General features: G+C 69.8%; 18 protein-coding genes. 5 read left to right on the top strand and 13 right to left on the bottom strand.

Annotation, left to right across the window (positions count from 1 at the left end; all coding sequences use genetic code 11):
• Positions 1–23: 23 nt before the first annotated feature.
• From LDL48_RS40450 to LDL48_RS40435, 4 genes are all read right to left on the bottom strand, one after another.
• Positions 24–2,279, bottom strand: a complete 2,256-nt coding sequence (locus LDL48_RS40450; RefSeq protein ID WP_225260490.1) for an AfsR/SARP family transcriptional regulator — start codon at positions 2,277–2,279, stop codon at positions 24–26.
• Positions 2,280–2,713: 434 nt separating this feature from the next.
• A complete protein-coding gene (locus LDL48_RS40445) occupies positions 2,714–2,860 on the bottom strand; it encodes a hypothetical protein (protein ID WP_225260489.1) in 147 nt (48 codons plus the stop codon).
• Between the two features lie 272 nt (positions 2,861–3,132).
• On the bottom strand, positions 3,133–4,746 hold the full coding sequence (locus LDL48_RS40440; RefSeq protein WP_225260488.1) for an amidohydrolase family protein: 1,614 nt from the start codon (positions 4,744–4,746) through the stop codon (positions 3,133–3,135).
• Positions 4,747–4,910: 164 nt separating this feature from the next.
• On the bottom strand, positions 4,911–5,993 hold the full coding sequence (locus LDL48_RS40435; protein ID WP_225260487.1) for a LysR family transcriptional regulator: 1,083 nt from the start codon (positions 5,991–5,993) through the stop codon (positions 4,911–4,913).
• Between the two features lie 392 nt (positions 5,994–6,385).
• Here LDL48_RS40435 and LDL48_RS40430 point away from each other — a divergent pair, with 392 nt between their 5' ends.
• Positions 6,386–7,303, top strand: coding sequence for a LysR family transcriptional regulator (locus LDL48_RS40430; protein ID WP_225260486.1), 918 nt, complete (start codon positions 6,386–6,388; stop codon positions 7,301–7,303).
• A gap of 99 nt (positions 7,304–7,402) precedes the next feature.
• Here the strand turns inward: LDL48_RS40430 and LDL48_RS40425 are convergent, their stop codons facing one another.
• From LDL48_RS40425 to LDL48_RS40415, 3 genes are read right to left on the bottom strand one after another with little or no spacing between them, the layout of a single operon-like run.
• On the bottom strand, positions 7,403–8,365 hold the full coding sequence (locus LDL48_RS40425) for an XdhC family protein (RefSeq protein ID WP_225260485.1): 963 nt from the start codon (positions 8,363–8,365) through the stop codon (positions 7,403–7,405).
• Between the two features lie 2 nt (positions 8,366–8,367).
• Complete coding sequence (locus LDL48_RS40420) at positions 8,368–8,775, bottom strand: FAD binding domain-containing protein (protein WP_225260484.1); 408 nt, start codon at positions 8,773–8,775, stop codon at positions 8,368–8,370.
• The gene (locus LDL48_RS40415; RefSeq protein WP_372472303.1) at positions 8,772–9,251 is read right to left on the bottom strand and encodes a (2Fe-2S)-binding protein; all 480 of its coding nucleotides are present in this window, start codon (positions 9,249–9,251) and stop codon (positions 8,772–8,774) included. The genes LDL48_RS40420 and LDL48_RS40415 overlap by 4 nt, the downstream gene beginning before the upstream one ends.
• Positions 9,252–9,775: 524 nt before the next feature.
• On the opposite strand from LDL48_RS40415, the gene LDL48_RS40410 reads away from it, so the two are divergent.
• Positions 9,776–10,204 carry a hypothetical protein gene (locus LDL48_RS40410; protein ID WP_225260483.1) on the top strand — a complete coding sequence of 143 codons (429 nt, stop codon included), beginning with the start codon at positions 9,776–9,778 and terminating at the stop codon, positions 10,202–10,204.
• A gap of 271 nt (positions 10,205–10,475) precedes the next feature.
• Here LDL48_RS40410 and LDL48_RS40405 read toward each other — a convergent pair whose 3' ends face one another.
• Positions 10,476–11,366: a helix-turn-helix domain-containing protein gene (locus tag LDL48_RS40405; RefSeq protein ID WP_225260482.1), complete on the bottom strand. Its 891-nt coding sequence runs from the start codon at positions 11,364–11,366 to the stop codon at positions 10,476–10,478.
• 219 nt (positions 11,367–11,585) lie between these two features.
• On the opposite strand from LDL48_RS40405, the gene LDL48_RS40400 reads away from it, so the two are divergent.
• Complete coding sequence (locus LDL48_RS40400) at positions 11,586–12,434, top strand: metallophosphoesterase family protein (RefSeq protein ID WP_225260481.1); 849 nt, start codon at positions 11,586–11,588, stop codon at positions 12,432–12,434.
• Positions 12,431–13,090 (top strand): 4'-phosphopantetheinyl transferase family protein, encoded by a 660-nt coding sequence (locus LDL48_RS40395; protein WP_225260480.1) that lies wholly within the window; start codon positions 12,431–12,433, stop codon positions 13,088–13,090. The genes LDL48_RS40400 and LDL48_RS40395 overlap by 4 nt, the downstream gene beginning before the upstream one ends.
• Here LDL48_RS40395 and LDL48_RS40390 read toward each other — a convergent pair.
• The 4 genes from LDL48_RS40390 to LDL48_RS40375 all read right to left on the bottom strand — a co-directional run bounded on the left by LDL48_RS40390 (position 13,083) and on the right by LDL48_RS40375 (position 17,143).
• Entirely contained in the window at positions 13,083–13,805 is a 723-nt protein-coding gene (locus LDL48_RS40390) for a helix-turn-helix transcriptional regulator (protein ID WP_225260479.1), read from the bottom strand. The two genes, LDL48_RS40395 and LDL48_RS40390, sit on opposite strands and share 8 nt — an antisense overlap.
• A gap of 409 nt (positions 13,806–14,214) precedes the next feature.
• Complete coding sequence (locus LDL48_RS40385) at positions 14,215–15,471, bottom strand: sensor histidine kinase (RefSeq protein ID WP_225260478.1); 1,257 nt, start codon at positions 15,469–15,471, stop codon at positions 14,215–14,217.
• Between the two features lie 3 nt (positions 15,472–15,474).
• Positions 15,475–16,215 (bottom strand): ABC transporter permease, encoded by a 741-nt coding sequence (locus LDL48_RS40380; protein ID WP_225260477.1) that lies wholly within the window; start codon positions 16,213–16,215, stop codon positions 15,475–15,477.
• 10 nt (positions 16,216–16,225) lie between these two features.
• Positions 16,226–17,143, bottom strand: coding sequence for an ABC transporter ATP-binding protein (locus tag LDL48_RS40375; protein ID WP_225260476.1), 918 nt, complete (start codon positions 17,141–17,143; stop codon positions 16,226–16,228).
• Positions 17,144–17,464: 321 nt separating this feature from the next.
• On the opposite strand from LDL48_RS40375, the gene LDL48_RS40370 reads away from it, so the two are divergent.
• Positions 17,465–18,241 carry a thioesterase II family protein gene (locus LDL48_RS40370; protein ID WP_225260475.1) on the top strand — a complete coding sequence of 259 codons (777 nt, stop codon included), beginning with the start codon at positions 17,465–17,467 and terminating at the stop codon, positions 18,239–18,241.
• Between the two features lie 87 nt (positions 18,242–18,328).
• Here the strand turns inward: LDL48_RS40370 and LDL48_RS40365 are convergent.
• Positions 18,329–24,824 (bottom strand): type I polyketide synthase (locus LDL48_RS40365; protein WP_255630320.1); only part of this gene is annotated, 6,496 nt, incomplete at its 5' end.

The following is a 24,824-nucleotide window of genomic DNA, read 5'->3' as shown; positions in this document are numbered from 1 at the left end:
GCAGCGTCATCATTTGCCGATAATTAATGCCGGCCACGCTTTTCCTCCAGCGCCCATACCGGCCGGATCGGATACCGGGTTATGGCTACGCCGTCCTGCGCATTCCCATGCTGGTGCCCGAGGGTGAGAATCACGTCGAGGGCGAATTCATGGGCCTCGCGCCAGGAAGCCTGCTGCGTCCGGGGGGCGGCGAAGCCGGCGGTGCTGATCGCCAGGCTCCGGCCCACGTCGAGATGCCCGGAACGGACCGCCTGGCGGATCCCGGCCAGCAGGGTGAGCCGTTCCCGCTCGAACCAGTCGTGCGGCGTGTCGATCAACCGGCGCACCGTCTCACCGGGCAGGGCGCCGTCGTCCTGGGCATCCTCCGGCAGCGCCGGGCCGCCGAGCCGCCGGTGCGCCTCCCGGGCCAGCGCCGCAAGGGCGCTCAACGCACGGCCCACGGCGTCCCGGCGACACTCGGGCGACTCGTGAACGCGGCCCTCGGCCCGGGCGTACGACCCGAACACGCGATGGAACCGGTACCGGGGCTCCGGGTCGGCCGGCGCCACCACGATGTCGAGGAGGTGGGCGTCCGACAGCGAGTCGAGCAGGTCGTTCACCTCCGGCACCGGCACGCCGAGCAGCGCGGCGCCGGCCCACCCCGAGACGGCGGGAAAGTCCAGCAGACCCAGCAGGCGGAAGAGCCGCTGGGCGGGTACGGGCATGGCGCTGACCGCCATCGCGAGGCTGTCCCGGACGCTCATCCCGCCGTGGACCAGCTCGTCCGTCAGCCGGTCGTCGTCGGCGAGCCGGTCGGCGAGCCGGCGCAGACGCCAGTGCGGGCGGCCGGCGAGACGTGCCCCGGCGATCCGCAGTGCCAGCGGCAGGTCGCCGCACAGCTCCGCCAACTCCCCGGCGGCGGTCGGTTCGGCATCCACCCGGCCGGATCCGACCATCCGGGCGAGCAGCTCGACCGAGTGCGCCCGGTCCAGCACGTCGACTCCGATGTGCACGGCGCCGGGCAGCCCGGGCAGCCACCGCCGGCTCGTGACCAGCACTGCGGAGAAGCGTGCCCCGGGCAGCAGCGGCCGCACCTGCTCCTCACCCGCGGCATCGTCGAGCACGATCAGCGTCCGGCGGTCGGCCAGCCGCGCGCGATAGCGTTCGGCCCGATGGTCGAGTCCGAGCGACTTCTCCTCGGCCGGCTCGCTCAGGGCACGCAGGAAGCGGCCGAGGATCATGGCCGGATCAACCGGCTCCGCGGTCCTGCCGTGCAGATCGGCGAAGAGCTGGCCGCCGGGAAACGTCTCGGCCAGCAGATGCGCGGCGTGCACGGCCAGCGTGGTCTTGCCGGCGCCGGCCCGACCGACCAGGACGACGATCGGCACCGCCCGGCGGCTCGCGCCCCCCTCACCGGCGGTGAGGACCTGGCGAACCGTGTCCAGCTGGTCACCGAAGCCGACGAAGTCGCCGATGTCGGTGGGCAGCAGTCGCGGCCCGCTCCTACCCGGATCGGCGGCGAGCGGCGCGACGCTCGCGACGGGGCGGTGCGCCGGTGCCACCGACGGGGCGGGCGAGCGCAGGCCGGCGTCCGCGACCAGGATCAGATGCTGCAGCTGGCGCAGCCATTCGCTGGGCTCGAGGCCGAGGTCCTCGACCAGGCTGCGCCGGGCCGCCTGATACGCCTCGAGCGCCTCGGCCCGCCGGCCGGAGCGGTACAGCGCGATCATCAACTGGCCGCGCAAACGCTCTCTCAGCGGATGCGCGGCGATCAGCTCGGTGAGCTCGCCCACCAGATCGCGTTGCAGTCCGAGGCCGAGTTCGATCTCGATGCAGTCCTCGGTGACGGTGATCCGGCGCTCGTTGACGGCGCCCGCCGCCGCCCGCAACGCCGCGCTGTCCAGCCCCTGCAGCACCGGGCCCCGCCACAGCGCGAGCGCCGCCCGGTAGTCCCGGGCAGCTGCCCGTGGGCGGTCCGCATCGGCCTCGGCCCGGGCCCGCGCGACCAGGCTGTCGTGCCGGTGCATGTCGAGGTCGGGATGGTCGATCTGGAGCACGTAGCCCTGGGACCTGGTCTGAATGGCGTCCGGCCGCCCGTGCGATGCGAACAGCCGACGCAGGGAGGAGATGCAGATCTGCGTCTGGACGCGCGCGGTGGACGGCACGTCGACGCCGTAGATGGCGTCGATGAGCCGCGAAATCGGAACCACCCGATTCGCCTCCAGCAGCAGGTTGCCGAGCACAATCTGCTGACGAGCCGCGCCGAGCGGGACACGAGTGGAGTCGGCCGTGATCTCCAACGGTCCGAGAATGCGGAACTCCAAATCTACAATTCACCTCGCGTTCCGTGCCCCGACGCACGGCAGGGGTCGCCGCGCCTGCGTTCCGGCGTTCCGGCCAAACACGCCGGTGCACGCCGCCGGACCTCAGCTGAAGCCGCCACAATGCCGGAGATCCATGAAATCGTCGTTAACGAATTGGCACATGTATCCATGAAGGCACCAGGCCTTCCCCTTTAGCCCACCAAACAAGGCGGCCGGACGAGGTGATTGGACAAAAATTTGCATCTCAATCGGATGAGACGGACATCGCGTCCACATCGGACGGGATCACGGGGCCACGACCCTCCCTCCGCGCCCCGGATCGCCGGCGCACCAGTCCGAACGGGAAGCCGGGAGGACGATGATGTCCGGGTAGCGGCCGGCAGCCAAATCGCAGGTGGACAACGTCGGCGTCACCTGCCTGGGACCCGCCCGGCCGGCGGAATGTAGTCCTCGCTCACTCCGGCGATCAGCGCCCGGTCCTCGCGGCGCGGACCGGGGGTACGCCGGTTCAGGCCCAGGATGAGGCCACGCTCTCCGGGCGGACACGGTCCCGCCATGCGCTGATGAACAACAGGACCCGAGCCCGGCCGGGTGACCGGCCGCCAGCCTCAACGACCACCAGAGCGTTACCGAGGGCACCGACGGCCGGGTCCCGGCAAGCCTGGGATGTCCGGTTCGGCCTCTTAAGGGTAGAAGCGCCGCAGTCGGCGCGTACGCCGCCAGGAGGTCACCACCATGGCCGCCGCGAACCGGCACCCGCTGGCGCAATCACTCGCCCGGCGGCGGTTCCGGTTCCGCCCGAGACGGCACCGGAACCGCCGCGCCCGCATCAGCCCATCTCGAACGGCGGAGGGTCCTGCGATTGGCTCCACTGTTGTTCGCCGATCCGGTCGCGGAGATGGTTCATGCTGGCCTCGGCGAGCCGACGGGCCCGAGGAAACAGGCCGCCGAGCAATCTGCCGTCGTGCTTCAGGACGCGGCCGTGGACCATGACGGTGTCGACCTCGCCGCGCTGGGCGTGAAAGACCAGCTGATGCACAGGATTGATGAGCGGGACCATCGACGGGGTGTCCGCACGCACCATGACCAGGTCGGCAAACTTGCCGGGAGTGATCGAGCCAAGGCGTGCGCTCTCACCGAGGGTGTCAGCGCCGCCCTGAGTTGCGAAGTGCAACACATCCTGGGTGCGCAGGTTGTTGTTGACGACCGTCTTGCCCTGCCCGTGCGCCCGATAATGGTCGATGCCTCGGTCGGCGTTCAGGGTCGCGCGCATGGCCGCGAACATGTCCGCGCTCCACCACACCTGCGTGTCGCTCGACAGCGAGACAGGAATGCCATGGGCGCGGATGCGCCCGGTGGGCGGATATCCCTGGCCGGCGTTGAGCTCGCTCTCGGCGGCGATGGAGACGGTGCCGCCGGAATCGGCGATCAACTGGTAGTTGCTCTCCGACATCGTGCCGCAGTGCACATAGGTGTTGGTTGGCAACAGGAAGCCGTTGTCGCGCAGATTCAGGATCTGCTCGTCGGCCATCCAGTTGCGCACCCCCGAGTGCATCGTCACCGGCAGGTGGTGCGCGCGGGCGAACTCCCAGGCCGGACGCTCGGGGAACGCCCGTTCGGTTCCGGTGCCGTCCCACGCCAGTTGGAGGGTGACGAGCTGGTCGTTCGAAGAGAATCGCTCTCGTTGGAGCCGGGCCACGTCGCCCTTCAGCACCCAGTCCTGCGGTGGGATGAACGAGTAACCGTAGGCCAGGCGGGCCCGTGCGCCCGAGTCGAAGAGCGCCTCGGCGGCGGCCTCAGCATAGTCGTAGCTGCGCAGATCCTGTGACCAGTCCACGGTGGTGGTCACGCCCGCGTTGATGGATTCCGCCATGGACAGCAGGCTGCTGGCGTACAGATCTTCGGGCCGCCAGAAGCTGGCCCAGCGCTCGTAGATCCAGCCGAAGTAGTTGGCGATGGTCCACTCGGCGCCCAGCCCACGGATGACCGTCTGCCACATGTGCCGATGGGTGTCGATCATGCCGGGCATGACGATAGCGCCGCGCCCGTCGATCACCGCGGCGTCGCCCGGCACACTCAAGTTCCGGCCGATCGCCCGGACCGTGCCCCCGATGACCAGAACGTCGCTCTCGTAACGCACGCCGAGCCGCGGATCGCCGGTCACCACTGTCGCGTTGCGGAACACGACAGACCGCCCAGGAGCGAAAGAGGGCTCCGGCCGCGCCGCCGCCTCCGCCCGGGCCGGCCCGCCGGCCACGCCGACTCCTCCGGCGGCCGCGATACCCGCGGCCGCGCCCAGCAGTGACCGACGCCGTAGGTGCGGGCCGGCCGCTTCGCCCGACCCCGAGTCCTTATCCATGTCCGCCTCCATCAGGTATTTCGCGACGAATGTTCGAACGCCGCCGATCAGGCGGGACGCTAGGTTGCCGAGTCGGCCATGCATAGCGTCAGCACGCTCTCCGGGATGCGGGCTCCCCTGCCGCTGCTCGGCCGGACCTGCGAAAATACGAGAGTCACGGGCCCGCATGCATAGTCGGATACCCTCAAGCGGACAACCCGGGAGCGGTGATGAGGCGGTACCGGCCGGGTCTCGCCCGAGCTGAGCCGTCAGCGCCTGGCGGGCATATTCAGTGCCAACGGCGCCGAGCTGAGGCCATTGGTGGAGTGCCGCATCGCCCAGCGGCGGAATCCTTCCGCGGCTGGTTCCAGCGTGCGCCGCCTCGACGTCAGCAACCCGATATGCCGATACGCACGCGGCGCGATCGGTACCTCGGCCGATCCGGAGAGCGGACCACCATGCCGGGCCGGCAACACCGCCACCCCGACCCCCGCGGTCGCCAGACCCCGGACCGTCTCCACCTCCTCGGTCTCGAACACATATCGCGGGCGTACCCGCGCCGCGAGGAAGAGGTCGTCAACGCTGCGGCGCATGGCGATACCCCGCGACAACCCCACGAAGCTCTCGTCACGGCACTCGTGCAACCGCACGAACTCATGCCGAGCCAGCCGATGCCCGGCCGGCATCACCAGCACGTACGGCTCCTTGAACATCTCCACCGCCACGACCTCGGAATCCGTCGCCCGCACCACACTGAGCGCGACGTCGACCGTGCCATCGTGTAAAGCCGCCACCAGCTGTTCGTGAGCAGCCTGCACCAGCGTCAGCCGGACCCGCGGATGCGCCAGCCGATAACCACGCAGCAGCTCCGGAGCACGACTCACCCCCAGGGTACGAAGAAAGCCGAACAGCACCTGCCCCTGACCCGGATCAGCGGCTTCGTAGGCCCGAGCGACGCCGACGGCCATCACCGAGTGAGCCGTGCGGACGCTTTCGGCGAGCGCACGGCCGGCCGCGGTCAACTCGACCCGTTGGCCGGCCCGGCGGGTCAGCGGAACACCCACCATCCGGCTCAGCGCCGCTAACCAACGGCTGGCCGTGGGCTGCGGCACGCCGGCCGCGTCCGCCGCCGCACTCAGATTGCCGCGCTCACTCATCGCGACCAGAAGGGTCAGTTTGGGTATGAGCCCGGAAGCGATGGTCGCCGAGGGCGGCTGCGCGTTCGGGCCAAAATCGGTCAAGCCTGGCATCCGCGATCGCACCTTCTTTAAACGCCGTGATGAAATCGCCTTGTCATCCTCTCCGGCGCTGTCGTTATCGGGCAGACAATGAGAACCCCAGATGCGACTCAAACCCTGGTTCTTGCCATCCTGGGCCTGGCAGATCCCCCAAGAGCGCGCCCGGTCACGGCTCGGAGCGCTCTGCCGTCCGCTGCCGTCGGAGCTGCTCAGCGTCGGCCTCCGCCCCCGCAGTCGCCGACGCTGAGCCGCACGACCGATGTCCCACGTGGCGAGATGAGCAAGGTCGACGCGCCCGGCCTAGTGGCCTCGCGGGTAGCCGGCGCGCGGGCCGGCGATGCCTGGACCGGTACGCGGTCTCAGTTCGTCAGGAAATAACGTCCCGGTTCTGCATAAGGAATGCATGAAAAGACGGTACGAGTGCCCGGACGTACGCGTCCAAGACCTGTTCCGTATCCGCCTTATGCACGAAGCGCATGTTGTGGAACTCGCTACAATCGGCAGCTATGGTGGATCTCGACCTGCGGCTGGTCCGGTATTTCACCGTCGTCGCCGAACATCAGCACATCGGCCGGGCTGCCGCCGAGCTGCGCGTCGCGCAACCTTCGCTGAGTCGTCAGATCCAGCGTCTCGAGGGGCAGCTCGGTGTCCGGCTGTTCGAGCGCAATGCCCATGGCAGCCGGCTCACCCCCGCCGGTCGGGTCTTCCTCGCGCAGGCGAACGACTTGTTGGGGGTCGCCCGCCACGCCGTGCGGAACGTTCGGGCCGCCGCCACCTCAGGAACGCTCACTATCGGTTACGCACCCGGCTTCATCATCACCCCGGCGGTCCGCGACCTGCGCGAGCGCTTCCCCGACGCCGAGATTCACACTCGCTATCTGACGTGGGAGGACGGCCGGTCCCTGGCGGAACACCGGGTGGACGTGGTGGTCGCATGGCAGCCATTGGCGTTACCGATAGAGAATTGCCACGTCACGGTGCTCTACGACGATCCGCGGGTGCTCGTGGTTCCCGTCTCCCACCGATTGGCAGGGCGAACTTCGGTCACAATGGCCGACTTCGCCGACGAACCAATGGTGAACTTCGACGTTCCGGGCGCCTCCACGGAATGGCTGGCCTTCTGGTGGCCGGAGCGCCCGGATGGTGGCCGGCGCCTCGCCGGCCCAGCCGTGCACACCGTCCAGGACAAGTTCGAGTTGATCGCGAGCGGTAAGGCCGTCGCCATGCATCCGCGCGGCGATCACACCGCCCCCATCCGCCCAGATCTGATCACCATCCCGATCGACGGCATCCCGCCCTGTCAGGCCGTAATCTTGACCCGCCCGGTCGAGGACAACAGTCTGGTGGAAGAGTTTCTGAAGTCGGCTCTGAACTGTCTCTCTGGCCAGGCGGCCTCCGACGAAGACGGTCACCGGGCCACCTGAGCCGCCAATGGCGCGGGATCCGGCCATGCCCACGTCGATCCGACCCGGCCCGTCGCCGAGCCTCCCGGCCAGCCGTTTCCGCCGGGAGGCGCTGAGCCCTCACGCGGCCTGCGTGGTGGCGCGGATCGGGCGTCTGCCGTCGCGGAGACGGTGGCCGGGACGCCGGTTCTGGACCGCGACGAGCTCCGCGAGGATGGACAACGCGGTCTCCGCCGGAGACTCGCCGCCCAGATCGAGCCCGGCCGGCCCGGTCAGACGGTCCAGACCCGGGGTGCCGGACAACCGCCGCAGGCGCTGTGCGTGGGTAGCGCGGCTACCCAGCGCCGCGACATAACCTGCGCCGCTGGTCAGGGCGGCGCGGATGGCGCCGTCGTCGATGCGCGGATCGTGGGTCACCACCACGACGGCGTCCCTGGCGCCGAACTGCCGACCGGTGATCCACTCGTCCGGCCAGGCCCGGACCACCGCGACAGACCGCGGACAGCCTCCCGAGTCGACGTGCGACGGCCGGGGGTCCACCAGAGTCACCGCCCGGTCCAGCCGGTGGGCCAACGTGGCCAGTTGGACGGCCAGGTCGGTGACGCCGACCACGATGAGCTGAGGTCGCGGCCACAGCTCGTCGACGAAGGTTCCCGCGATCGGTTCCGCTGCCAGCGCCCATTCGAACGGCGGGTTCAGCTGCACGCGTACGGCGAGACGGCGGTCGTCGCGGAGCGCGGCGGTGATCGCCGTGCGGATCGGATCGTCCGGGGCCGGCACCACGAGGACGCGCAGTTCGGCGGCGCATACCGGAGCTTCCTCCCACGGCAACAGCTCTGCTCCCGGCGTTACCGTGATCACCTGCGCGGCCGTGCCGGTGAGGACCGCGCGGGCCACCTCGAGCACCTGGCCCTCCACGCAGCCGCCGGACAACGAACCCGACCAGGTGCCGTCGGCGGCCACCGCCATGGTCGCGCCCAGCGGCCGCGGTCCGGGACCATCACGATCCACCAGGCGGGCCAGCACGACCGCGCGACCGGCGTTCCGGTGCGCCTCCACGAATGGCCAGATCTCCCGCAGCACGCCTACCTCCGTCCGGCGGCTGGTAGCCGCTCCGTCCTGTCCCCTGAGGCAACGTACGACCCCGGTATGAGGCCGCGCTGCGGGCGGCCCCCGACGGTGAACATGTTGCGCACCTGCGGGGACGCTCCGGCCAGGAGCGCCTGCGACAGCACCGGGTACCCGCGGCGCACGACCGGATGCTCCTGCACCTCATGCGCCAGCGCGCCGATACGCAACCCACGGGCGCCGGCGCGGGTCAGGTGCAACGGCAGGGCGCCGATGTCCACGAGATGGTCCGGCGCAAGCTGACCTTCACGGACGAGGTTCACCATCTCGGTACCGCCCGCGATGAACATGGCGTCCGGGTCCGCCGACACCAGCTGCACTGCCGAACGCACCGTGTTCACGTTGGTGTAGGAGAAGGGCCTCATCGCCGGCCGTCCCTCGCCGCATGGCACACGGCGGCGACGATGTTGGGGTACGCGCCGCATCGGCAGATGTTCCCGCTCATCCACTCTCGCACTTCCTCCGGTGAGCCGGCGTGCCCCTCTGCGATCACCGCCGTACCGCTCATGATCTGCCCGGGTGTGCAGTACCCGCACTGGAATGCGTCGTGCTCGAGGAACGCCTGCTGCACCGGATGCAGACCATCACCATCGGCCAGCCCTTCGATGGTGGTGATCTCGGCACCGCGCTGCATGACGGCCAGCGTGAGGCACGAGTTCACCCGCCGGCCATCCACCAACACCGTGCACGCGCCGCACGCTCCCTGGTTGCAGCCCTTCTTCGTGCCGGTCAGCCCGAGTTCCTCGCGCAACGCGTCGAGCAGCGTCGTCCGCGGCTCCACGTCTACCGGGTACGGCCGGCCGTTCACTCGCAGGGTGAGCTGAGCCGGCCCGGGCGCCAGCGTCCGCTCCGGAACGGCAACGTCTGCTCCAGCCGCCGGCTCGGCTGCCGGGAGTGACCCCGCGGCGGCCGCCGCCGTGCCTGCCAGGCCGGCTCTGCTGAGCAGCGCTCGTCTGCTCAGCGTCTCAGCCGCCCGTCGGCTCTGCTCCACCATGGACAAGTCTCCCGTCGAGAGAACGCTCAAGATTGTCACCGGGACAGTACGAACCTGTTCCCGTTACTGGACGACGTGAAGGTGATGGCGAACGTGGCGCCTCGGGTCTCCACAAAGGATGGCCGGCGTCCGGCGGAGCTCCGGTCCCCCGCTTCATCACGCGGCAGCCCGTCTCCCACTTCGATACACGGCCTAGTGTGCCGTCGCCCGCGGAGGAGAGGGTAGGTCCGGCAGACCTAGGAAACGCATTACGTCCGGACGCCGCTCCCGGGCACCTAGCATCGCGGCATGACTACATACCTTTCCGGACAGGTGGCCTTCGCTACCGGCGCGAACGCGGGACACGACGGCCGGACCATCGGCGGTGTCGCATGAAAGGATGGATTCGCCTTGCCGTCGCTGCCGGCGTCGCCGGCGCCACACTCACTGGCGTCGCTCCCGCCGGCGCGGCGGATGTTGTCGACTGCACCTCGGCCCAGTACACACGGAAGCTTGCGAGCTACGTTCCCACCAACGTCCAGCGACCGGGGGTGGACGGGCACAGCTACAACATCTCCGGACCGCAGGCTTTCACGTACGAGGTGTGTCTCGACATCCTCGATTCCGCGACCTTCGCCATTGAGGCGAGGCTGCGCTCCGCCGACGGCACCACGCGGGTCTTCGTGGACAACCGGCCCGGCGACAAGATCTTCCGCTACACCCCTGGCGCCGAGGCGTCCTGGCAGGTGTTCGGCACGATGAGCGGGCCTCCCAGCACCTACGTCGAGTACACCTGGGCCGAGAAGCTCATCCCTGCCTGACGCCGGCAGGCGTCGCCGTGGCACCCGTCAGGTGCCGGTGCGGATGGCATTCCACGATGTGCGGGCCGGGTGCGCGCGCGGCGACGAACGAACTTCGTGTCTCCCGGAGCTACTGAGCGGACGCGGCGATCGCGAGCGCCGCGCCGTTCGGTGGCGTGAACGAGGGGACGGAGCATGCCGGCGCGGTGTCCCGGATCGCCGTACAGGCGTCGGTGGGGGCATTCGCGGGGTGAAGTGACCTGCTGCGTGCGATCGCCTCGCCCGGTCGGACTTACCACCGGTGGTATCGCGGTGACCCCTCGGTGGCCCGGGTGGCATGCAGAGATGCCAGCAGGTGGAGGCGTTCGGCGTCCGCGCTGCCCGGCTGGGCGGTGAAGACCAGCAGCACCGGCCCGGGGTTGGCCGGTAGCGGGTAGGTGTCCCAGTCCAGGACGATGTCGCCGACCTCGGGGGTTCGGAACGTCTTGGTGCCGCTCACCGACTCCCGGACGTCGTGCCGGGCCCATAGCCGCCGGAACTCGGAGCTGCGGATGCTCAGCTCGCCGACGACCGCGGTGGCGCGCGGGTGGGTGGGATCGGTGGCGACCGCGGCGCGCATCATGGCGATATAGGCCAAAGCCTGCTGCTTCCACTGCTCGCACCGCGACGCCCGATCCCGGGCATCGTCGAAAATCAGCAGGAGCATGTTGCGGCGACCAGGCGGGTACGCGCCGGCGTCACCGAAGAGCGCCTCCGCCAAGTCGTTCCAGGCAAGCACGTCGAGGTGCCGGCCGAGCACCAGTGCCGGAGCGGCGATCACCTGCAGCAGCCGGCGGGTGCGCTCGGGAACCTGCTCAGGCTCGCCACTTTGTTCTCGGACCGGCGCCGGGCGCCGCGCCGCGCGGGCCAGTGTGAACAGATGTCGACGCTCCTCGGCGTCCAGGCCCAGCGCGCCGGCGATCGCGTCCAGCACGTCGTCCGACGGACGCACCTCCCGGCCCTGCTCCATCCGCTGGTAGTAGTCGGTGCTCAGGCCGGCCAGCATAGCCAGCTCCTCGCGACGTAGGCCGGTCACCCGGCGCCTGCCACCCGGCTCCAGGCCCACGTCCTGCGGGCGTAGCCGACTGCGGCGGGCCCGCAGAAAGCCGCCCAGTTCGCGAGCGTAGGGGTGTGTCTCGGCCATGTAGCCAGTGTGCCAAGGCCCGGAACGGTGAGGGTAGGTCCCGCAGACCTAGGAATGTGGTGCGACCAGGCACCGCGGCCGGGCGGCTAACGTCGCGCCACACGGAGCAGAGGTACCGGGCCTTGGGCGGCGTCGCCAGAACAGGTGATTCCCTTAGAGACGGCGCAGGAGGACTTTCTCGGCTGTTCGTCGGGCCGCTGACTGGATAGCGTGCGGATCATGAACGCCGGTAGCCTACTTGCCGTCAGCGACCTTCATGTCGCCTACGCGGAGAACCGCCGCGTCGTCGACGGGTTGCGTCCCGCCTCCGACGAGGACTGGCTGATCGTCGCCGGTGACGTCGGCGAGCTGTTCGGCGAGGTCGTCGAGACGCTGGCGGCTCTAGCCCGGCGGTTCGCCAAGGTCATCTGGGCGCCCGGAAACCACGAACTGTGGACCCACCCGCAGGATCCGGTACGTACCCGGGGTGAGCACCGCTATCGGGAACTGGTCGACGCGTGCCGTGACCTGGGCGTACTCACGCCCGAGGACGAGTTCGCCGTCTGGGAGGGCACCGGCGGCCCGATCACGATCGCGCCGCTCTTCGTGCTCTACGACTACTCGTTCCGGGCGCCGGGGGCGCGGACCAAGGACGAGTCGCTGCGCCGCGCCTACGACACCGGGGTGGTGTGCAGCGACGAGATGCTGCTGCACCCGGACCCGTACCCGAGCCGGGAGGCCTGGTGCTGGGCCCGGGTGACCGAGACCGAGCGCAGGCTGCAGGCGATCGGGAGTCATCAGCGCACCGTGCTGGTGAGTCACTGGCCGCTGGTGCGGCAGCCGACGGAGGTTCTGCGGTTCCCCGAGTTCGCCCAGTGGTGCGGCACCGATCGCACCGCCGACTGGCACGTGCGGTTCCGCGCGGACGTCGCCGTCTACGGCCACCTGCACATCCCCCGTACGACGCACTACGACGGCGTCCGCTTCGAAGAGGTCTCGCTCGGCTACCCCCGCGAGTGGCGACCACGGCGCGGCGAGCATCCTCGGCCTCTCCGCACGGTGCTCGACGTCGCGGCGGCCGTACGATGATCAACGATCTGCTCCCGGCCGGCGTCGTGGTCGCCGAGGCGTTCGGCGACCACGGCGGCGAGGCCGCCTTCCCGGGCGAGGAGTCCTACGTCGCGCGGGCCGTCGATTCCCGGCGTCGCGAGTTCGTCACCGCCCGCCGGTGTGCCCGGGAGGCCCTCGCCGGGCTCGGTATCGCGCCGGCACCGATCCCGCGTGGCCCGCGCGGCGAGCCGGTGTGGCCCGACGGCGTCATCGGCAGCCTCACCCACTGCACCGGTTACCGCGGCGCCGCCGTTGCACGCCGCGGCGAACCGGTGAGTCTGGGCATCGACGCCGAGCCGAACGAGCCGCTCCCGCCGGGCATTCTCGAGGCGGTGACCGTGCCCGCCGAACGGCCCCGACTCGGCACGCTGGCCGGATTCGACACGCAGGTCTGCTGGGACCGCCTGCTCTTCAGCGCCAAGGAATCCATTTACAAGGCGTGGTTTCCGCTGACCCGCCGGATGCTCGATTTCGAGGGCGCAGATCTCACCGTCGACCCGGTGGCGGGAACATTCGCCGCGACTCTACTGGTGCCGGGCGACCGGGTTGACGGCGGCCCTCCGCTCACCGGGTTGAACGGCCGGTGGATGGTCCGGAACGGGCTCGTCCTGACCGCCACCACGGTTCTTATTTGACGTATTCGTGGATGACTTTCGGCGGCCAGATGCCGACCGTGAGCACGCCCATCGAATACGCCCGGGAAACCAGGGCGGCGCGGTTGGGCACCCGCATCTTCCGCAGCAGGCCGCTGACGTGATATTCCACGCCCTGCCGGCTGAGATAGAGGCGCGAGGCCAGCGAGATGGTGGACTGGCCGGCCGCGATGCCCTCGAGGATCTGCGCATCGACCTGGCCGAACAGTTTTGATTGCGGAATCATGACGCGGGCCTCGTCGGCCACCTCGTCCTGCGGGTGGACCAGCACCAGAACGGCGGTCGCGTCGGGCGCGTCACCGCGGACGACCATCCCGGTCAGCGTGCCGGTGAGAGGCGACTGATCCGGGCGTACGCCGATCAGCCGGCTGCTGAACCGGTGCTGCTTGCCGTCGAGCAGACCGGCGAAGCGCCGCACCACCGGCCGTCGCACGCTGGGGTGCACCAGCTCCCGGAAGTCACGGCCGCACAGCTCGGTCGCCGAACTGCCGAACTGCCGGAAGAAGTCCTGGTTCGCGTGCTCGATCGTGAGGGTCCGGTCGAGCTGCGCGACGCCGACACCGGCCTCCCCGAGGTGGCGGGCAGCCTCATCCGGCAGCACCGCGTCACCGGAGCCGAGGACGGCTTCCGAAGCCTGCCTCCCCGCGTTCAGTTTCTCGTCAAAATGGCCTTCGTCCTGCATCAAAACGCTTTCCATGGAGGCGCTCTCGCCTTCTCTTCGCCTGAACCAACGCATCGTGTTGACCAACGTAATGGTGGCCAGTGCCGTTCATGGGTAAAACCCCTAGATCATCCGCGGCGATAGGGGGTGGCGCATCCATCGACGGCTTAATAGGCTTAGCCATCAGTATCCGTCGTGTCGTTTGAGGTGTCTGATTGAATGGGGCGTGATCTGCAGACGACCGGGCCGGCCGACGGCTGAGACGGAAACGCCGGGTTGCGGGCGGGCAAACGACTGCGGACGCTATTGACGTGACCGGTCAAAACTGATTTACGGGATGGGCGCGAGGCAATTCTGCAGGTCTGTCTGCGGCACCGACGGTATCGCGTCGGGTTGACATCTCCGGGCGGTGGCCGAACCGATCGGTCCGGTCGCCGCCCTCCCCTCACCCGTTCACCAGCGCCGGCGCGACCGGCACCAGAGCGGAGATCGCCGTGCCGCCGCCGGGCTCCGACTCGACCGCCAGCGTTCCCGCGATCCGCTGCACGCGCTCGCGCATGGCCGCGAGGCCGAACCCGCCGTCGTGGCGTGCGACGCGGGGCCGGCCGGGGTCGAATCCGGTGCCGTCGTCACGGATGTCCAGGGACACCAGATCGTCCATGTACGACAGGGTGACGGCGACCCGGGACGCCTCCGCGTGCCGGGCGACGTTGGCCAGTGCCTCCTGCGCGGTCCGCAGCAGGGTGAGTTCGACCGCCGCGCTGAGCGGGCGCGGCGTACCGGTGGTCATCACGTCCGTGGCGACCTCGTGAAGGCTGGACCAACGGCCGGCGACGGCGGTCAGCGCCTCGGGCAGCTCGGCCGTGTCCAGCTGTTGCGGGCACAGCGCCTGCACCGACCGGCGGACCTCGCTGAGGCTGTCCCGGGCGAGCTGGCGCGCCGCGTACATGTGCTGGCTCCGGTCCCCGGCCTGCTCGGCCGCCTCCAGCTGGGTGACGATCCCGGTCAGCCCCTGGGCGATGACGTCGTGGATCTCACCGGCCAGGCGCTGTCGCTCGTCCAGGACGCCCGCCTCCCGCGCCTGGGTCAACAGCTGCGCGTGCAGACCCTTGTTCTCCCGCAGGGCCTTCTCCAGCCGGACGTTGGACTCCCCGAGCGTGGTGATCAGCCGCTGCCGGCGCGCGGCCTGCCGGTCCGAGGCCATCGCCAGGAACGTCATGGCCGTCGCGATGCTGACGTTGAAGGCGAGCACGATCGCGAACGTGACCACCTTCTCGCCGTCCAGCAGTGCCGGATAGCCGTGGGTCTGGGACACCGCGGTCAGGACCGCCACGGCGGCCGCCCCGCCGAGCGTCCAGCGCCGGTGCAGGGTGGTGACGACGAACAGATAACCGGTCCACGCGAAGAACCCGTACAGCGGGCTGCACAGGATCAGCACGGCGATCAGGACCAGCAGGCCGAGAAAGAACGTTGCCATCAACGCCCGGCGCTGCACCCACTCGGGGTGCAGCGTGACGAACCACAGCATCCAGCCGGCCGTGAGCGCGACGACCACGAAGGTGACCGGCAGCGGCAACGCGGTTTCACCGGCGAGGAGCACCAGAACCGTGGAACCGATCAACGTGAGGTACGGCAGCGGGCGCACCACGCGTTCGAGCCATCCGGACCGCTCCGCGCCGTCACCGTCAGTCGTCTCGCTCATCCGTCATTCCCAGCGGAACAGCTTCGCCGCTGCCAGGCCGAAGACCACGACGTAGCCCACCAGCACGGCAACGGCGATCGCGGCGGGCCAGGTGCCCGCGGCCGCCTCCTGGATGGCCCGCTGTCCGGCGCCGAGCGGCGTGAAGTCGCCGATCCGGTTCAACACGTCGGGCAGGTTCTGGCGCGGGACCCAGAGTCCGGCGAAGAACATCAGCGGGAAGAACAGCAGACCGCCGATGCCGGCAGCGGCCTTGCCACTCGGTACGACGGCGGCGAGGAAGATGCCGACCGAGAACACCGCCGCGGCGCTGAGCATGAAGCAGAGCGTGAACAGGAGGAAATACCGTGGGAACGGCACGTCGAAGGCGAACCGGCCGACGATCAGCACCAGGGCCGCCGAGGCGACCGCGGTCAGCAGGCTCATCACGAGTTGCGCACCGAGTAGGGCCATCGGGTGGGCCGGCGTGGTGGCGAGCCTGCGCAGAATCCCCTTCTCCCGGTAGGTGGCGAGCACCTGGGGCGTCGACTGCAGGCCGAGCATGGCCTGGATCAGCGCAAGCGCGATCGGCACGTACAGGTCGATCGTGCGCAGGCCGCCGTACTCCTCGGAGGGTTCCCGGAACGACGGGATACTGCCCAGGATGACGATCAGGATCGTGGGGAACGCAAAGGAGAAGAACAGCAGCAGGGGCTCCCGCAGTGACAACTTGAGTTCGGACGAGACCATCTTGACGAACACGTTCATGGTGATCTCCTCAGTTGTCGGAGCCGTTGGCGGCGAGCTTGCGGTCGGTCAGTTGGACGAACGCGTCGTCCAGGTTGGCCTGCTCCACCCGGAGCTCGGCGGCGATGATGTTGTTCACGGCCAGCACGCTGGTCACCGCCTGCAGCACGTCGCCGACGCCGATCACCTCGACCGTCGGGCCGTGGTGGCGCACCTCGCGGACCTCGGCCAGCCCGGTCAGGAGCGCGTCGTCGAGCGGTTCCGACGGACGGAAGCGGATACGCTGCTCGGTCGACACCTGCGCGATCAACCCTTGCGGAGTGTCCAGGGCGACGACACGACCTCGGTCGATGACCGCGATGCGATCGCAGAGCCGTTCGGCCTCCTCCATGAAGTGGGTGACCAGCAGGACGGTGACGCCCCGGTTCCGGACGGATTCGATGAGGTCCCAGGTGTCCCGGCGAGCCGACGGGTCGAGACCGGTGGTGAGTTCGTCCAGGATCGCGATCTCCGGGTCGCCGATCAGAGCGAGCGCAATGGACAGTCGCTGCTTCTGGCCACCGGAGAGCTTGCCGAAGCGGGCGTTGAGCTTGGCGTCGATGCCGAGTTCGGCGGCCAGCTGCCGCCAGTCCGCCGGCTTGGGGTAGAACGTGCTGAACAGCTCCAACGCTTCCCGGACGGTCATCTTCTCCGGCAGCTCACTCTCCTGGAGCTGCACGCCCACCTCTTTGCGCAGGCTCGGGTCGCCCGGATCGCGGCCCAGGACCACGATCTTCCCGCCGTCGGGCTTACGCAGGCCGGCGATGGCCTCGACAGTCGTGCTCTTGCCCGCGCCGTTCGGCCCCAGAATGCCGAAGATCTCACCCTCCTCAACGGAGAAGGTCACGTCGTCCGCGGCAACGGTAGACCCGTAGACCTTCCGGAAGTTGGTTACCTCAATGATCGCCATCAGTCGAGTATCGTCGGGTGGGACGCCGGGCTCAACAGCCGGTGTACGGCTCCGCAATCCACCGATTGGTTGATGCTTCGTCGGCCGAAGTGCCCTACGACGTATTGATGAGGGCGACGACCGTTCCGGGTCCCGGCAAAGCCCACCCGGGTCATCATCTCGCCGCCTCCGGCATCGTCGAATACACGGTCGCAGCGTAGGTGGTGGACCAACGCGCCAGCCTCCGCCGAACGAAACGCTAGGGAAAGATCTAGAAAGGCTTAGGGGAAAGCCGGTCCAGAATCGGATGCACTCGAAGCTTCCGATCAGAGAGGGCTGACCGTGACGCTCGCCGACGACGCCACCACACCCTGGATTCGACGCTACCGCCCGAACGGCGCGAGCTCGGTCCGCATCATCTGCTTTCCGCACGCGGGTGGCTCCGCGACCTTCTACCAGCCGGTCGCTGTCCGGTTCGCGGGCCAGGCCGATGTGGTGTCCCTGCAGTACCCGGGACGTCAGGACCGCCGGCACGAGCCGATGATCCCCGACATCGAGACTCTGGCAGACCGGATCACGGAGGAACTCCAGAAGCTCACCCCCAAACCCACCGTCTTCTTCGGGCACAGCATGGGTGCTGTGCTCGCTTTCGAAACCGCATGGCGAACGGGCGCGGCCGGCGACGGACCGGGCGCGGTCCTCGCCTCGGGACGGCGCGCTCCGTCGTGCATCCGCAACGAGTCGGTGCACCAGCGTGACGACGAAGGGGTGATCGCCGAATTGAAGCGCCTCAACGGCACCGCCGTCGGTGTCCTCGCCGATGACGAGATCCTGCGGATGAGCCTGCCGGCGATCCGCAACGACTACCACGCGATCGAGACCTACCGGTGCGAGCCGGGGCGCCGGATCGACAGTCCGATCACCGTGCTCACCGGCGACGCCGACCCGCTCACCACGGCCGCCGAAGCCGCGGCCTGGGCGGAGCACACCACCGGACCGTGCCGGCTGGTCACCCTGCCGGGTGGGCACTTCTTCCTGGCTCAGCAGCAGGCCGCGGTCAACCGCGAGATCGCCGAAGCAGTCACGACGATCACCGCAGCCGCTCCGGCCCGTCGCTGACGGCGGTCCGGCGGGGCGCCAGGGCCGGCGGGAAGCGCGACACGCTTCCCGCCGGCCTTTGACGTGCAGGCGGTCAGTCGATCGGCGTCACGTGAGGTTCTCCCGGATCCACGTGTCGACCGCATCGGCGGTCGTCGACACATGCGCGTCCATCATCGTGAAGTGGTCGCCGGGGACGTCGATGCAGCTGTGCGGGAACTCCCACGTGGACTGCCAGTCGTCACCCTCGTCGCCGGTGGTGTCCGCGCCGACCAGCTGGGTGGCCCGCACCAGCAACGTGGGCGCCTGGATCGGCGACGGCGTCCACGACGAGCCGAACAGCCGCATGTACCAGCCGGTGGCGGTGAGCCCGCGACCGTCGAGGTAGTTGTAGTCGTCCGCGCGGTCGTAGCCCTCGCGGAGCCAGCCCGCGCTGAGCCGGACGACCTGCTGCACCCCGGGAAGGTACGTGTCCAGCAGCACGACCGCGGCCGGCGGGCGGCCCAATCGCTCCAGACGGGCGGCCGTCTCGTAGGCCAGCCAGCCGCCCGAGGAGACCCCGGTCAGCACGAACGGCTCATCCCCGGGGTGCCTGCGCAGAACCGCCTCGGCCTGCAACTCGGCCATCACCTCGAGGTTGGCGGGCAACAGCTCGCCCCGCCGGAATCCGGGCGCGGTATAGACCGACACCGACCGCCGGCCACGTAGTGCGTTCGCGAACGGGTAGTACTGGTGCGGGCCGGCGAACACGTTCGGCGGCGAGAAACACACCAGGGCGGGTTCGTCCGGGCCCTCGGCGAACGGCACCGCATCGCCGCGCACGGTGACCTGCGCGGCGTCGTCGAAGGTGGGCCGCAGCCGGGACACCGTCATCAGCAGCTCGATGCCTTCACCGTAGCGGCCGACCTCGCTGAGCCGCCCGTACAGGCTGGACAGCGAGTCGAGGGACGTGCCCGGGCTGGGCGGGATCTCGGCGACCAGCTTGAGCAGTTCCTGCGCCTCGTCGAACCGGCCGTCCGCGCAGGCCGCACGGTAGAACTCGGCGACCGAGTCCTCCGGGTCGTGGCGCCCGGTGACGACCTCCTCCGGAACGGCCAGTTCCGCCCGCAGGTGGTGCGCCAGCAGGCTCGGCGTGGGGTGGTCGAAGACCAGCTTCGCCGAGAGCCGCAGACCGGTCGCCCGGGAGAGGCTGTTGCGCAGCTCCACGGTGGCCAGCGAGTCGACGCCCTGCTCGACGAATCCGTCGTCGGCGGTGACCGCCTCCGGGCCGGGATGGCCGAGCAGCCGGGCCACCACCTGCTTGACCAGGTCGAGCAGGACGGCGTGCTGATCGTCGGCGCTGAGCCCGGTGAGCCGGTCGGTGACGTTGGCAGCGCTCTCAGCCGTGGCACTGCGCCCCGGCGCCACCCGAACCAGGCCGCGCAGCAGGGGCGGGACCTGCTCGGCGGCGACCGGGGTGAGGTCCAACCGGATCGGCACCAGCAACGCCCGGTCGTGCCGAAGAGCCGCGTCGAACAACTCCAGGCCCTGCTCGGCACTCAGACCGGTCCCCCGGCCGGTGCCCATCCCCAACTCGTCCCACATACCCCAGGCCAGCGACACCCCCGGCCGGCCCGCGGCCCGACGCCTGGCCACCACCGCGTCCATGAACGAGTTCGCCGCCGCATAACTGCCCTGGCCCGGGTTACCGAACACCCCCGCCGCGGAGGAGAACACCACGAACGCCGACACCTCGGCGAACACCTCGTCCAACACCTGCACCGCGGCGGCCTTCGGCGCCCACACCCGCGCCAACCGCTGCGGCGTCAACGACGTCACCACCCCGTCATCCAGCACCCCCGCCAGATGCACCACCGCGGAAACCCCATCCACCAGGGTCTCCAGCAGCTCCCGATCACCGGCATCACCAGCAACCCACCGCACCCGCGCACCCGCAGCGACCAACCGCTCATCCAGCTCCGCCACCCGACCACGCCGGGACAACAACACCAGCTCAGGCACCCCATACGCCGCGACCAGATGCTGCGCCACCAAACCACCCAACGCACCCGAAGCACCCGTCAGCAACACCGCACCCGAACCGAATCCGACGGTGGAGTCGCCGGTGCCGGCCCGCCGGAGGCGAGGGACGTAGTAGCGGCCGTCCCGCACCGCCACCTGCCACTCTCCCGCGCCGACCGCCGCCGCCACCGCTTCCTGGTGACCACCCGCGACGTCCGTGTCCAGCAGCAAGAACCGTCCCGGCTGCTCGGACTGTGCGGAGCGCACCAGCCCCCACACCGCCGCGGCCGCCGGATCCGGCACGGTCTCCCCCGCCGGCACCGCGTCGCGCGTCGCGATCACCAGGAGCCGTTCGTCGTCGACGGCGAGCCACTGCTGCACGATGGCCAGGGCCTGCTCGGCGTCGGCGGGCCGGGTCATCTGCCAGGCGGCCGGGTCCCCGTGCGGCGCGTCCGGCATCTGGATCCAGTCGACCTGCAGAAGGGTGTCTCCGGTGCCCTGGCCGGACCGGCCCACCACCGCGGGTGCGAACGTGCGAACGAGCAGCCCGGACGCACTGACGACCGGTTGGCCCGCCGGGTCCACGCCGTACAGCGCGACCGCGTTGTCGCCGGTGGGCGTGAGCGTGACACGCAGGGTCTCGGCGCCGGTGGCATAGAGACGGACGCCCTCCCAGGAGAACGGCAGCTTGGGCTCGGCCGGCCCCTCGCCCGTGCCGAACACCAGCGCGTGCAGGGCCGCGTCGAACAACGCCGGGTGCAGACCGAAGCCGTCGTCCCCGGCCTGCGGCAACGCGACCTCGGCGTAGATCTCTCCCGCGCTGCCGCGCCAGACCCGCCGCAGATTCTGGAAGAGCGGACCGTACGCGAACCCGTGCTTGGCCAGACCCGGGTAGAGGCCCGTCAGGTCGGCCTCGTCCGCGCCCGCCGGGGGCCACTCGGTGATCGTGGCCGGCATCCGCTCCGCGCCACCACGGCTGAGCCAGCCTCCGGCGTGCAGCGTCCACTCCGCGTCCGGGTTGCCGTCGTCGGGCCGTGAGTGGATGCCGATCGGCTGGTGGCCGTCCTCCCCGGACGCCCCCACGACGACCTGCACCAGCACCGCGCCCTCGGCCGGCAGACTCAGCGGGGTCTGCATGGTCAGCTCGTCGACCATGTCGGCGCCCGCCTGGTAGCCCGCGCGCATAGCCAGTTCGAGCAGGGCAGTGCCCGGCACCAGGACGGCGCCGGCAATCTGGTGGTCGGCCAGCCACGGGTGGTCGGCCAGTGAGAGCCGGCCGGTGAACAGCAGACCTCCCCCACCGGCGACCGTGACCGCCGCGCCGAGCAGCGGGTGCTCGGGGTCGGCCAGTCCGGCCGCCGCCACGTCGGCCGCCCGGCGGGCCGGGGCGGGCCAGTAGCGTTGGCGTTGGAATCGGTAGGTGGGTGCTTCGACCAGCTTGGCGCCGGTCCCGGCGAAGAACGCGGTCCAGTCGACGGTGCCGCCCGCCGCCCAGTACCGGCAAAGCGCGCTGACCACGTCGGTGTTGTCCTTGCGCGACACCGGGATCAGTACCGCGTCGTCGCGGAGCTGCGCGACCGCCGGAATCAGCGCGGCGTCCGGGCCGATCTCGAGGAACGCCGTCGCCTCCGCCGCCGCGACGTCGTCGGCGAACCGGACCGTGTCCCGGACGTGCCGCACCCAGTACTCCGGGTCCGTCACATCCTTCACCAACGGAATCGACGGCTCGTGGAACGTCAACGTCGCGACCACCGACCGGAACTCGTCGAGCATCGGATCCATCAACGAGGAATGGAACGCGTGCGAGACATCCAGACGGCGGGTCTTGGCGAACTTCGCCGCCACCGCCTCCACCTTCTCCACCGGTCCGGCGATCACCACCGACCGCGGACCGTTCACCGCCGCGATGTCCACGTCCACGCCGGCCAACTCGGCCTCGGTGGCCTGGATCGCGATCATCGCCCCACCGGCCGGCAGGGCCTGCATCAGACTGCCCCGCGCCGCCACCAGACGGCAGGCGTCCTCCAGACTCCACACCCCGGCGCAGTAGGCCGCCGCGACCTCACCGATCGAGTGACCGATCAGCACATCGGCCCGCACACCCCAGGACTGCAGGAGGCGGAACATGGAGACCTCGAACGCGAACAACGCCGCCTGCGTGAACCGGGTCTGGTCCAGTTGCTCGTCGACGTCCAGCAACGGCAACTCGAACTGCGCGCAGATCTCGTTGAACGTGTCCGCAAACACCGGATAGCTGTCGTACAGGTCGCGGCCCATGCCCGGCCACTGCGCACCCTGACCGGTGAACAACAACGCCGTCTTCTGCTCAACCGCCCGGACCGGTGGCGCGACCTCGCCTCCGTTGATTGCGTAGCTCCGCACCGGTAGCGCGGTCCGGCCGGTCGCGAGGGTGTATGCCACGTTCAGGTCGACGTGTTCCGGCAGTGCCAGGGCGGCTTCGTCTCGTGCTGACAGCAGCACCGGAACGGCCGGCAGTCCCCGGGCCGGCTCGGTGACCGGTTCCACCGCAGGTGGTTCCTCGATGATGGTGTGGGCGTTGGTGCCGCTGATCCCGAAGGACGACACACCCGCCCGGCGGGGGCGGTCGTGACGGTCCCACGGCACCGGGGTGGTGAGCAGTTTCACCGCGCCGGAGTCCCAGTCCACGTGTGAGGACGGCTGCCCGGCGTGCAACGTGGCCGGGAGCTGCTCGTGGCGCAGTGCCATGACCATCTTGATGATGCCGGCGACACCGGCGGCGGCCTGGGTGTGACCAATGTTCGACTTCACCGACCCCAACCGCAGCGGCGTCTCCCGCTCCTGACCGTAAGTGGCCAACAGGGCCTGCGCCTCGATCGGATCACCCAACGACGTGCCGGTGCCGTGACCCTCCACCACGTCCACATCGGCGGGGTTCAGACCGGCGTTGGCCAGCGCCTGGCGGATCACCCGCTGCTGCGACGGACCATTCGGCGCGGTCAGACCGTTCGACGCGCCGTCCTGGTTGACGGCGCTGCCCCGCACCACGGCGAGGATCGGGTGCCCGTGACGCCGGGCGTCGGAGAGCCGCTCGACCAGGAGCAGACCCGCGCCTTCACCCCAGCCGACACCGTCGGCGCTGTCGGAGAACGCCTTGCACCGGCCGTCGACCGACAGGCCACGCTGGCGGGAGAACCCGACGAACGTCGCCGGGGTCGCCATGACGGTGACTCCACCGGCCAAGGCCAGGTCACACTCACCCGAGCGCAGGGCCTGGACTGCCAGGTGCAGTGCCACCAGCGACGATGAGCAGGCGGTGTCGACGGTGACCGCGGGGCCTTCGAGTCCGAAGGTGTAGGACAGTCGGCCGGACGCGACACTGCCGGTGGCACCGGAGCCGACCGTGCCTTCGGCTTCGGCGGTGTCGACCAGCAGGTCGGCGTAGTCGTGATACATCACGCCGGTGAACACCCCGGTCGCTGAGCCGCGTAGCGACGCGCTGTCGATGCCGGCGCGTTCGAACGTCTCCCACGCCGTCTCCAGCAACAACCGCTGCTGCGGATCCGTGCCCAGCGCCTCACGCGGAGACATCCCGAACAACGACGGATCGAAGTTGCCTGCGTCGTAGAGGAAGCCACCGTGGCGGGTGTAACTGGTGCCGGGATGCTCCGGGTCGGGGTCGTAGACGTCGGCCCAGCCCCGGTCAGCCGGGAACTCACCGACCGCGTCCACACCGTCACGCACCAGGTCCCACAGTTGTTCCGGCGAGGACACCCCGCCGGGGAACCGGCAGGCCATCGATACGATGACCACGGGTTCGTCGTCGGTGCGCATCGTGCGGGTGGTGATCTGCTTGCCGGGGCCGCCGCTGACCTTGTCGAGGAGGAACTCGGCGAGGGTCTGCGCCGTCGGGTAGTCGAACACCAACGTCGCCGGCAGACGCACGCCGACCGCGTTCTGCAGGCGGTTGCGCAGGTCGATCGCGGTCAGCGAGTCCACACCCAGCTCGGTGAAGGTCTGCTGCGCGCCGACACCACGGCTGTCGGGATAGCCCAGCACCGCCGCGGCCTGTTGCCGGACCAGCTGCACCAACGCCGCCTGGCGTTCGGTGTCGTCCAGGCCGGTGAAACGTCCCGCGTCACCGCTACCAGCCAGGGTGGGACGGGCCCGGACCAGGGAACGGAGCAGCGGTGGTACCGCGTCACGCGGCACCGCCTTCAGATCCAGGCGTGTCGGGACCAGTAGCGGCTGGTCGCTGCTCAACGCCACGTCGAACAACTCCAGACCCTGCTCGGCACTCAGACCGGTCCCCCGGCCGGTGCCCATCCCCAACTCGTCCCACATACCCCAGGCCAGCGACACCCCCGGCCGGCCCGCGGCCCGACGCCTGGCCACCACCGCGTCCATGAACGAGTTCGCCGCCGCATAACTGCCCTGGCCCGGGTTACCGAACACCCCCGCCGCGGAGGAGAACACCACGAACGCCGACACCTCGCTGAACACCTCGTCCAACACCTGCACCGCGGCGGCCTTCGGCGCCCACACCCGCGCCAACCGCTGCGGCGTCAACGACGTCACCACCCCGTCATCCAGCACCCCCGCCAGATGCACCACCGCGGAAACC

Source organism: Jidongwangia harbinensis (assembly GCF_020216025.1).
GTDB lineage: Bacteria > Actinomycetota > Actinomycetes > Mycobacteriales > Micromonosporaceae > Actinoplanes > Actinoplanes harbinensis.
The sequence above is the reverse complement of the archived record's forward strand: the minus strand, read 5'-3'. Positions and strand labels throughout refer to the sequence as shown.